Source organism: Kitasatospora griseola, from assembly GCF_014648555.1.
Taxonomy (GTDB): Bacteria; Actinomycetota; Actinomycetes; order Streptomycetales; family Streptomycetaceae; genus Kitasatospora; species Kitasatospora griseola.
Genome location: NZ_BMRI01000004.1, coordinates 337,554 through 346,691, shown reverse-complemented (window position 1 = coordinate 346,691; position 9,138 = coordinate 337,554). Strand labels below are relative to the sequence as shown.

General features: G+C 72.6%; 12 protein-coding genes and 1 pseudogene. 9 read left to right on the top strand and 4 right to left on the bottom strand.

Translation table 11 applies throughout. The features are described from left to right. Positions 1 to 808: pseudogene (locus tag IEZ12_RS37935) on the bottom strand (oxidoreductase); the annotation flags it as partial. Between the two features lie 94 nt (positions 809 to 902). On the opposite strand from IEZ12_RS37935, the gene hisD reads away from it, so the two are divergent. Genes hisD through hisF form a run of 8 tightly spaced genes read left to right on the top strand, consistent with a single transcriptional unit; the run spans position 903 to position 6,654 of the window. Next, on the top strand, positions 903 to 2,210 hold the full coding sequence (hisD, locus tag IEZ12_RS07615) for a histidinol dehydrogenase (RefSeq protein ID WP_189271337.1): 1,308 nt from the start codon (positions 903 to 905) through the stop codon (positions 2,208 to 2,210). Then, positions 2,207 to 3,307, top strand: a complete 1,101-nt coding sequence (locus IEZ12_RS07610) for a histidinol-phosphate transaminase (protein WP_189271336.1) — start codon at positions 2,207 to 2,209, stop codon at positions 3,305 to 3,307. The genes hisD and IEZ12_RS07610 overlap by 4 nt, the downstream gene beginning before the upstream one ends. 6 nt (positions 3,308 to 3,313) lie before the next feature. Continuing rightward, positions 3,314 to 3,907 carry an imidazoleglycerol-phosphate dehydratase HisB gene (gene hisB / locus IEZ12_RS07605; protein WP_100586992.1) on the top strand — a complete coding sequence of 198 codons (594 nt, stop codon included), beginning with the start codon at positions 3,314 to 3,316 and terminating at the stop codon, positions 3,905 to 3,907. Then, positions 3,907 to 4,050, top strand: coding sequence for a CG2302 family histidine operon protein (locus IEZ12_RS37930; protein WP_043913442.1), 144 nt, complete (start codon positions 3,907 to 3,909; stop codon positions 4,048 to 4,050). The genes hisB and IEZ12_RS37930 overlap by 1 nt, the downstream gene beginning before the upstream one ends. A 12-nt stretch (positions 4,051 to 4,062) precedes the next feature. Then, positions 4,063 to 4,698, top strand: a complete 636-nt coding sequence (hisH, locus tag IEZ12_RS07595) for an imidazole glycerol phosphate synthase subunit HisH (protein WP_043913441.1) — start codon at positions 4,063 to 4,065, stop codon at positions 4,696 to 4,698. A gap of 29 nt (positions 4,699 to 4,727) precedes the next feature. Further along, positions 4,728 to 5,456, top strand: a complete 729-nt coding sequence (gene priA / locus IEZ12_RS07590; protein WP_035861549.1) for a bifunctional 1-(5-phosphoribosyl)-5-((5-phosphoribosylamino)methylideneamino)imidazole-4-carboxamide isomerase/phosphoribosylanthranilate isomerase PriA — start codon at positions 4,728 to 4,730, stop codon at positions 5,454 to 5,456. Continuing rightward, positions 5,453 to 5,887 carry a Rid family hydrolase gene (locus tag IEZ12_RS07585; RefSeq protein WP_189271334.1) on the top strand — a complete coding sequence of 145 codons (435 nt, stop codon included), beginning with the start codon at positions 5,453 to 5,455 and terminating at the stop codon, positions 5,885 to 5,887. Before priA ends, IEZ12_RS07585 begins: the two co-directional genes overlap by 4 nt. Further along, positions 5,884 to 6,654, top strand: coding sequence for an imidazole glycerol phosphate synthase subunit HisF (hisF, locus tag IEZ12_RS07580; protein ID WP_043913438.1), 771 nt, complete (start codon positions 5,884 to 5,886; stop codon positions 6,652 to 6,654). The genes IEZ12_RS07585 and hisF overlap by 4 nt, the downstream gene beginning before the upstream one ends. Before the next feature lie 27 nt (positions 6,655 to 6,681). On the opposite strand, the gene IEZ12_RS07575 is transcribed toward hisF, so the two are convergent. The 3 genes from IEZ12_RS07575 to IEZ12_RS07565 form a co-directional block, all read right to left on the bottom strand. After that, on the bottom strand, positions 6,682 to 7,461 hold the full coding sequence (locus tag IEZ12_RS07575; protein ID WP_189271333.1) for a VOC family protein: 780 nt from the start codon (positions 7,459 to 7,461) through the stop codon (positions 6,682 to 6,684). A gap of 79 nt (positions 7,462 to 7,540) precedes the next feature. Further along, the gene (locus IEZ12_RS07570) at positions 7,541 to 8,179 is read right to left on the bottom strand and encodes a TIGR03085 family metal-binding protein (RefSeq protein ID WP_043913433.1); all 639 of its coding nucleotides are present in this window, start codon (positions 8,177 to 8,179) and stop codon (positions 7,541 to 7,543) included. 21 nt (positions 8,180 to 8,200) lie between these two features. Beyond that, positions 8,201 to 8,671, bottom strand: a complete 471-nt coding sequence (locus IEZ12_RS07565; RefSeq protein ID WP_189271332.1) for a septum formation family protein — start codon at positions 8,669 to 8,671, stop codon at positions 8,201 to 8,203. A 192-nt stretch (positions 8,672 to 8,863) separates the two neighbouring features. Between IEZ12_RS07565 and IEZ12_RS07560 the strand changes: the two genes are divergently transcribed. Next, on the top strand, positions 8,864 to 9,130 hold the full coding sequence (locus IEZ12_RS07560; protein ID WP_100586985.1) for a hypothetical protein: 267 nt from the start codon (positions 8,864 to 8,866) through the stop codon (positions 9,128 to 9,130). The last annotated feature ends 8 nt before the right edge of the window (positions 9,131 to 9,138 follow it).

The window sequence follows — 9,138 nt, the reverse complement described above, 5'->3', positions numbered from 1 at the left end:
CGGTCCAGGTGCTGTTGTCGGAGCCGGACAGGTACAGGGTGTGGCCGATGGTGATCCGCGGGGCGTTGAACGCGTTCGGGTTGTTGGGGGCGGAGCGCAGGGCGGCGCCGCGCAGCGAGAGCCGGCCGCCGATCCGGGCCGAGCGCAGGCTGAGCTCGCCGAGCAGTTCGAGGCGCTCGGCCTCGCAGTCCTGGTTGATCGCGATGCCGTCGGCGGACACCGCGCGGCCGTGCGCGTCGGGGCCGATGGTGGCCTGGTTGAGCAGCAGGTCGGTGCCGATCCGGGCGTCGGTGAGGCGGATGCCGCCGGGTATGCCGCAGCGGGCGAGGTGGATGTCGCCCTCGGTGGCGAGCCGGGAGGCCTCCAGCCGGGGGAGGGCGCAGGAGACCAGCCGCAGGGTGCCGGCGGCGGCCTCGGAGATCAGCAGTTTGCGGTCGAAGCGGCACAGCTGGAACTCGACGTAGCAGTCGATCCGGCCGCCGGCCAGGGTGAGGTCGCCGGTGATCCGGGCGCCGGTGAGTTTGAGCGAGGCGACCCGGCCCGGGACGGGTTCGGGGCCGTGCAGCAGCAGCCGGGCGACCACTTCGGCGCGGACGGTGCGTCCGGGCCCCCACTCCTCGGCGGTGAACGGGTCGTCCGGGCCGTGGCTCTCCCGGTCGGGGCGGACGGCCGCGCCGGCGGGGGCGGGCAGGACGAGGTCGGCGGGGCCGTCGACACGCCCGGCGCGCAGGTCGTACACCTCGCCGCGGCGGAAGGCCTCCCACAGGCCGCGTTCGGTGTCGGTCCAGTCGTCCGGTGCCTGCTCCACCGCGCCCCCCGATGATCTTGTAGCCGTCTCACCCTTCGTATCACGGACTGAAATGCCGGGCTGCCGGTTTTCGCCACTCCTTACACTTGGGCCTGTGATCTCTCGAATCGACCTCCGCGGCTCCGACCAGGACCCCCGCGACGTGCTGCCCCGTGCCGAGTTCGACGTGGAGGCCGCCCTTGAGAAGGTGCGGCCGATCGCGGAGGACGTACGCCATCGCGGCGTGGCGGCGTTGATCGAGATCACCGAGCGTTTCGACGGGGTGCGGCTGACGTCCACCCGCGTCCCGGCCGAGCAGATCGCCGAGGCCCTGGAGCAGCTCGACCCGAAGGTGCGGGCCGCGCTGGAGGAGTCGATCCGCCGGGCCCGCGCCGTCCACGCCGACCAGCGGCGCACCGGCCGCACCACCCAGGTGGTGCCGGGCGGCACCGTCACCCAGCGCTGGGTGCCGGTGGACCGGGTCGGCCTGTACGTGCCGGGCGGCCTGGCGGTCTACCCGTCCTCCGTTGTGATGAACGTGGTGCCCGCCCAGGAGGCCGGGGTGCGCGGCATCGCCGTCACCTCGCCGCCGCAGAAGGCGTTCGGCGGCCGGGTGCACCCGACCATCCTGGCCGCGTGCGCGCTGCTCGGCGTGGACGAGGTGTACGCGGTCGGCGGCGCCCAGGCGGTGGCGATGTTCGCGCTCGGCACCGAGGAGTGCGCGCCCGTCAACCTGGTCACCGGCCCCGGCAACATCTACGTCGCGGCCGCCAAGCGGCTGTTCGCCGGCCGGATCGGCATCGACTCGGAGGCCGGCCCGACCGAGATCATGGTGATCGCGGACGACACCGCGGTCGCCGCCGAGGTGGCCGCCGACCTGATCAGCCAGGCCGAGCACGGCCCGACCTCCGGGTCGGTGCTGGTCACCGCCTCGGCGGAGCTGGCCGACGCGGTGGAGGCCGAGCTGAAGACCCAGGTCGCCCGCACCCGGCACTCCGAGCGGGTGGCCGAGGCGCTGGGCGGCCCGCAGTCCGGGATCATCCTGGTCGACGACCTCGACCAGGGCCTGGCCGTGGTCAACGCGTACGCCGCCGAGCACCTGGAGATCCAGACCGCCGACCCGCACGCCGTCTCCGAGCGGGTGCGCAACGCGGGCGCGATCTTCCTCGGCCGCTTCACCCCGGTCTCGCTGGGCGACTACGCGGCCGGCTCCAACCACGTGCTGCCGACCGGCGGCTGCGCCTGCCACTCCTCGGGCCTGTCCGTGCAGACCTTCCTGCGCGGCGTCCAGGTGGTCGAGTACGACCGCGCGGCGCTGGCCGACATCGCCGCGCACGTGGTCAACCTGTCCGAGGCCGAGGACCTGCCCGGTCACGGGGATGCCGTGAAGGCCCGATTCGAGTGGAGTGTCCCCAGCTCGTGACGAAGATCGACGACCTGCCCGTCCGGGACGAGCTGCGCGGCCAGTCCCCTTACGGCGCACCGCAGTTGGACGTGCCCGTCCAGCTGAACACCAACGAGAACCCGTACCCGCTGCCCGAGCCGCTGGTGGCCCGGATCGCCGAGCGGGTCGCCGACGCCGCCCGGCAGCTCAACCGCTACCCGGACCGGGACGCGGTGGAGCTGCGGGCCGGCCTGGCGGCGTACCTGACCGACACCACCGGCCACGCGGTGACGAAGGACCAGGTGTGGGCCGCCAACGGCTCCAACGAGGTGCTGCAGCAGCTGCTGCAGACCTTCGGCGGGCCCGGCCGCACCGCGATCGGCTTCGAGCCCTCGTACTCGATGCACGCGCTGATCGCCCGCGGCACCGGCACCGCGTGGATCTCCGGCCCGCGCAACGAGGACTTCACCATCGACGTGGACGCGGCCCGGGCGACGATCGCCGAGCTGCGCCCCGACGTGGTGTTCATCTGCTCGCCGAACAATCCGACCGGCACCGCGGTCGAGGCCGACACGGTGCTCGCGCTGTACGAGGCCGCGCAGGCCGCCAAGCCGAGCATGGTGGTGGTGGACGAGGCGTACGTCGAGTTCTCGCACCGCGCCTCGCTGCTGCCGCTGCTGGCGGGCCGCCCGAACCTGGTGGTCTCGCGCACCATGTCGAAGGCGTTCGGCGCGGCCGGGCTGCGGCTCGGCTACCTGGCGGCCGACCCGGCCGTGGTGGACGCGGTGCAGCTGGTCCGGCTGCCGTACCACCTGTCGGCGGTCACCCAGGCCACCGCGCTGGCCTGCCTGGAGCACACCGGCACGCTGCTCGGCTACGTCGAGCAGCTGAAGTCCGAGCGCGACCGGCTGGTGGTCGCGCTGCGCGAACTGGGCGTCGAAGTGACCGACTCCGACGCCAACTTCATCCAGTTCGGCCGCTTCGCCGACACCCACGCGGTGTGGCGGGCGATCCTCGACCAGGGCGTGCTGGTCCGCGACAACGGCGTGCCCGGCTGGCTGCGCGTCACCGCCGGCACCCCCGCCGAGAACGACGCCTTCCTCGGCGCCCTCGCCAATGTGATCAAGGAGCTGTAACCCCGCATGCCCCGTATCGGCCGCGTCGAACGCACCACCAAGGAGACCTCCGTCCTGGTCGAGATCGACCTCGACGGAACCGGCAGGACGGACGTCTCCACGGGCGTCGGTTTCTTCGACCACATGCTCGACCAGCTCGGCCGCCACGGCCTCTTCGACCTCACGGTGAAGACCGAGGGCGACCTCCACATCGACACCCACCACACCATCGAGGACACCGCGCTCGCCCTCGGCGCCGCCTTCAAGCAGGCGCTCGGCGACAAGGTCGGCATCTACCGGTTCGGCAACTGCACCGTCCCGCTGGACGAGTCGCTGGCGCAGGTCACGGTCGACCTGTCGGGCCGCCCGTACCTGGTGCACACCGAGCCCGAGGGCATGGCACCGATGATCGGCGCGTACGACACCACGATGACCCGGCACATCCTGGAGTCCTTCGTCGCACAGGCGCAGGTCGCCCTGCACGTGCACGTCCCGTACGGCCGCAACGCGCACCACATCGTGGAGTGCCAGTTCAAGGCGCTGGCCCGGGCGCTGCGCTACGCCTCCGAGCGCGACCCGCGCGCCGAAGGCATCCTCCCGTCCACGAAGGGCGCCCTCTGATGGCGACGGTCATGATCTTCCTCGGGATCTTCTTCGCCACCGGCGTCTACTCGTTCTGGAAGCAGGACAAGCCGAAGAGCGTGATCCTCGTCCTCGCCTTCGCGTCGGCCATGTGCCTGGCCGGCGGCATCCTGCGCTACTAGGAGTACCGCGACATGAGCAAGAACGTGGTGGTGCTGGACTACGGCTCCGGCAACCTGCGCTCCGCCCAGCGCGCCGTCGAGCGGACCGGCGCCAACGTCACCGTCACCTCGAATTTCCAGGAGGCGATGAACGCCGACGGGCTGCTGGTGCCCGGCGTCGGCGCCTTCGAGGCGTGCATGCGCGGCCTGAAGGCGGTGCGCGGCGAGCAGATCATCGGCCGCCGGCTGGCCGGCGGCCGCCCGGTGCTGGGGATCTGCGTCGGCATGCAGATCCTGTTCGAGCGGGGCGTCGAGCACGGCGTCGAGACCGAGGGCTGCGACGAGTGGCCCGGCGTGGTCGAGCCGCTGGAGGCGCCGGTCGTCCCGCACATGGGCTGGAACACCGTGGACGCCCCCGAGGGCACCCGGATGTTCGCCGGGATGGACGCCGACACCCGGTTCTACTTCGTGCACTCCTACGGTGTGCGGCACTGGCTGCTGGAGACCCACTCGGAGAAGATCCGCGCCCCCAAGGTGGCTTGGACCACCCACGGGCAGCCGTTCGTCGCCGCGGTGGAGAACGGCCCGCTGTGGGCCACCCAGTTCCACCCCGAGAAGTCCGGCGACGCCGGCGCCGCCCTGCTGACCAACTGGGTCGACACCCTCTGACGCCCTCCGACTTGGGAGACCAACGGAACATGACGAACCGCCTCGAACTGCTGCCCGCCGTCGACGTCCGGGACGGCCAGGCCGTCCGCCTGGTCAAGGGCGCCTCCGGCACCGAGACCTCCTTCGGCGAGCCGCTGGCCGCCGCCCTGGCCTGGCAGAACGCCGGCGCCGAGTGGCTGCACCTGGTCGACCTGGACGCCGCGTTCGGCACCGGCAGCAACCGCGACCTGCTCCGCGAGGTCACCGGCCGACTCGACATCAAGGTCGAGCTGTCCGGCGGCATCCGCGACGACGAGTCGCTGGCCGCCGCGCTCGCCACCGGCTGCACCCGGGTCAACCTCGGCACCGCCGCCCTGGAGAGCCCCGAGTGGGTCGCCAAGGTGATCGCCGAGCACGGCGACAAGATCGCCGTCGGCCTGGACGTGGTCGGCACCACCCTGCGCGGCCGCGGCTGGACCCGCGACGGCGGCCAGCTGTTCGACGTCCTGGCCCGCCTGGACTCCGAGGGCTGCGCCCGCTACGTGGTGACCGACGTCAACCGCGACGGCACCCTGACCGGCCCCAACCTGCAGCTGCTGCGCGACGTCTGCGCCGCCACCGACCGACCCGTGGTCGCCTCCGGCGGCGTGTCGTCGCTGGACGACCTGCGCGCGATCGCCACCCTGGTGCCGGAGGGCGTCGAGGGCTCGATCGTCGGCAAGGCCCTCTACGAGCAGAAGTTCACCCTCGAAGAGGCCCTGGAGGCTGTGTCCCGATGACCGACGAAACCCCGGCCGCCGCCCCTCAGCACTCCGAGACGTCCCTCCGGGAGGACGCGTACGGATACTCCCGGGCAGTGGCGGCCGGGGACTTCGTCCTGGTCGCGGGCTGCACCGCCTTCGAGGACGGGGTCGCCCCGGTCGAGGGCGGCCCGTACGAGCAGACGATCGCCGCCTTCAAGGTGGCCTTCGACGCGCTCGACGCCTACGGACTTACCGCCGCCGACGTGGTCCGCACCCGGATGTACCTCAACCACCTCCGGGACTGCGACGAGGCCGGCCGCGCCCACAAGGAACTGTTCGACAAGGTCCGCCCCGTCACCACGATCGTGGTGGTCGAGGGCCTGACCGACTCCCGCATGATGGTCGAGGTCGAGGTGGAGGCCCACCGCCCCGGCCTGGCCCGCACTCTGGAAGGCAAGCAGCCGTGACACTCGCAGTACGCGTCATCCCCTGTCTGGACGTGGACGCCGGACGCGTCGTCAAGGGCGTCAACTTCCAGAACCTGCGCGACGCCGGCGACCCGGTCGAACTCGCCAAGCTCTACGACGCCCAGGGCGCCGACGAGTTGACCTTTCTCGACATCACCGCCTCGTCCGGCTCCCGGGAGACCACCTACGACGTGGTCCGCCGCACCGCCGAGCAGGTGTTCATCCCGCTCACCGTGGGCGGCGGCGTGCGCACCGTCGAGGACGTCGACAAGCTGCTGCGGGCCGGCGCGGACAAGGTCGGCGTCAACACCGCGGCGATCGCCCGCCCCGAGCTGATCCGCGAGATCGCGCAGCGCTTCGGCCGTCAGGTGTTGGTGCTGTCGGTGGACGCCCGGCGCTGCGCCGAGGGCACCCAGACCGCCTCCGGCTTCGAGGTCACCACCCACGGCGGCCGCCGGGGCACCGGCCTGGACGCCGTCGAGTGGGCGGTGCGGGCCGCCGAACTGGGCGCCGGCGAGATCCTGCTGAACTCGATGGACGCCGACGGCACCAAGGACGGCTACGACCTGGAGATGATCGGCGCCGTCCGCAAGGCCGTCTCGCTGCCCGTCATCGCCTCCGGCGGCGCCGGCAAGCTCGCCGACTTCGCGCCCGCCGTCGACGCCGGCGCCGACGCGGTGCTCGCCGCCAGCGTCTTCCACTTCGGCGACCTGACGATCGGCCAGGTCAAGGACGAACTGCGGACCACCGGGCACCCCGTCCGCTGAGCGCGGCGACGCCCCGTCGGTGAACGGCTACCGACGGGGCTCCGGCTCCAGGATCGCGAACTGCGCGCCGAACGGGTCGGCCAGCACCGCGATCCGCCCCACCGTCGGCACCTGCTCCGGCGGCACCACGACGCTCCCGCCGGACGTACGCACCTGATCGGTGGTCAGCAGCGCGTCCGCCACCGCGAAGTGCGCCAGCCAGCCGACGTTCACCCGCGGGTGCACCCCGGCCACGCCGCCGAACGAGTCCTTGAACGGGTCCTCGCCCTCGGCGGTCGACAGCACCGTGTAGTCCACGCCCGGCACGCCGCTGTCCCGGGTCCGCCAGCCGAACAGCGCCCGGTAGAAGCGCAGCGCCTCGGCGGCGTCGGAGGTGTGCAGCTCCGCCCAGCACATCGCCCCGGTCTCCCCGACCGCCTCCAGGCCGCGGGTCCGCCCGGGCTGCCAGACCGCGAAGTTGCCGCCCGTCGGGTCGGTGAACTGCGCGAACCGGCCCTCCGCCGGCACGTCCGACGGCGGCACCCGCACCGTGCCGCCGGCCCGGGTGACGGCCGCCGCGGTGCCGTCGGCGTCCTCGGTGCGGAAGTACACCGTCCAGGCGGGCAGCGCCGCCGCCTCGGTCAGCGGGCCGGCCGCGGCGACCGTGCGGCCCTCGTTGCGGAAGAAGCCGTAGCCGCCGGCCGCCGGGCCGCCCGACTCGAAGGTCCAGCCGAACACCGCGCCGTAGAACAGCTCGGACTCGGCGAGGTCGGGGCTGCCGAGGTCGATCCAGTTCGGCGATCCGGTCCGGAAATCGGTGCTGACCATGGGCGCTCCAAGGAGGACGGGGTGGGCGGGCCACCGCCAGGCTGGCAGCTCCGGCCCGGCGGGGCGGGCCGACGCGCCGTCAGTCCTCGGGCAGCGGCAGCACCTCGGCCAGCTCCGCGACCGCCGCCGGCTCGCCCTGCACTGTCACCGCGGCCTTCGCGCCGCGCCCGAACAGGAACAGCACCAGCTCGCCGGGCTCGCCGGTCACCGTCACCACCGGCCGGTCGTGCCGACGGACCGTCACCTCCCGGTCGTCCGGGCGCACCAGCCTCAGCGACACCGGCGGGCGGGTCTCGCCGAACCGGGCCGCCATCGGCACCCGCCGCCACAGCGTCTCCGCCAGCTCGGGCGCCACCGGCTCCGGCTCGAACGGGACCGCCCGGCGGACGTCCTCCGCGTGCACGAAGTACTCCAGCAGGTTCGCCGCCTCGTCCACGCCGGGCAGGTTGAACGGCGACAGCGCGGGCGGGCCCGAGCGGAAGGACTTCACCAGCCGGTCGTACGGGCGCTGGGCGGTGCGGTCCTGCACCCGCCGGGTCCACCCGGCGAGCAGCCGGATCCTGATTCCGGCGGCCGCGTCCGGCCGGCCCTCCCGCACCACCAGGTGCGCCACCAGGTCCCTGGTCAGCCACCCCGCACACAAGGTCGGCCGGTCCGGGCCGGCCGCCGACAACAATCCGGAAAGACGGGCACGCTCGGCCCGTGCAAGGCTCGACATGCCGCACAGCCTACGCAGCGGTCAGGCCTTGAAGGTCAGCGCACAGGTGATGCCGCGCATGCCCTGCTGGTAGAACTCCACCGGCAGGCCGACCGAAGTGCCGTGCCGCGGGCCGCCGGTGGTGCGCGCCAGGGCCTGCCTGGTCGGCTCCTTGCACAGCTCGGTCATGCTGCGGAAGATCGCCGGCAGGTCGGCCAGCCCGTCCGGCAGGTCCGCGTTGGCGATCGACTCGGCGTCGTGCGGCTGGTCGCAGGGAACGGCCGTGGGCTGCTGCACGTTGCTCAGCCGCGGCACCTGGAAGCACGTCCCCGGGGTGAAGTACGGGTACGGAACCTCCTTGGACGGACTCGGTGAAGGTGCCGGGGACGGGCTGTGCGCGGGCGGCGGGGCGGCGACCGGCGGGTGCGGGTCGGGCCACAGCAGTACGGCGGCCACCGCCGCGAGAACGACCGCCACCACCGCGGTCAGGACGGTCTTCTGACGCCCGCTCATGCCAACCCCCTGCTTCCCCCGCCATTGTGCTGGTCCGCAGGTGGCCGCGTCAGTCCTTTTCGGACATCTGTTTGCGAAGCCTTTGCCCACGGATCAGTAGGATGACCGGCTTGTTGCATAGGTCGCCGAGAGAGGGCAACTGCCATGGGGGACAGCGGGTTTCGGGTGGAACAGGGAGCGCTTGACCGATATGTGTCACTGCTCGTGGAACAGTCCGAACAGCTGAGCAGGATCGCGTCGGCCACCGCCGCGATCACCATCTCGTCCGATGCTTTCGGACACCTGCCGAACGCCCAGCACCTGGCGTCGGCGTACCAGGAGCACGCGAGCGCGAACCGGGAGAACATCGGCGCCCTCGGCAGCGCCGTCGGCGGCACCTCCGAGGGGCTGGCGGGCGTCTCGCAGAACTACCAGGACCACGAGCAGTACGTGGTGCGCGTGATGGGCGGTGGCCAGTAATGCGGGGC

What these genes read in the sequence shown, in the direction of transcription:
- IEZ12_RS07570 (WP_043913433.1), bottom strand. Translation starts at nt 8,179, where the DNA reads ATGTCGAGCCTTGCACGGGCCGAGCGTGCCCGTCTTTCCGGATTGTTG.
- hisB (WP_100586992.1), top strand. Translation starts at nt 3,314, where the DNA reads ATGCCCCGTATCGGCCGCGTCGAACGCACCACCAAGGAGACCTCCGTC.
- IEZ12_RS37930 (WP_043913442.1), top strand. Translation starts at nt 3,907, where the DNA reads ATGGCGACGGTCATGATCTTCCTCGGGATCTTCTTCGCCACCGGCGTC.
- priA (WP_035861549.1), top strand. Translation starts at nt 4,728, where the DNA reads ATGACGAACCGCCTCGAACTGCTGCCCGCCGTCGACGTCCGGGACGGC.
- IEZ12_RS07585 (WP_189271334.1), top strand. Translation starts at nt 5,453, where the DNA reads ATGACCGACGAAACCCCGGCCGCCGCCCCTCAGCACTCCGAGACGTCC.
- hisH (WP_043913441.1), top strand. Translation starts at nt 4,063, where the DNA reads ATGAGCAAGAACGTGGTGGTGCTGGACTACGGCTCCGGCAACCTGCGC.
- IEZ12_RS07565 (WP_189271332.1), bottom strand. Translation starts at nt 8,671, where the DNA reads ATGAGCGGGCGTCAGAAGACCGTCCTGACCGCGGTGGTGGCGGTCGTT.
- IEZ12_RS07575 (WP_189271333.1), bottom strand. Translation starts at nt 7,461, where the DNA reads ATGGTCAGCACCGATTTCCGGACCGGATCGCCGAACTGGATCGACCTC.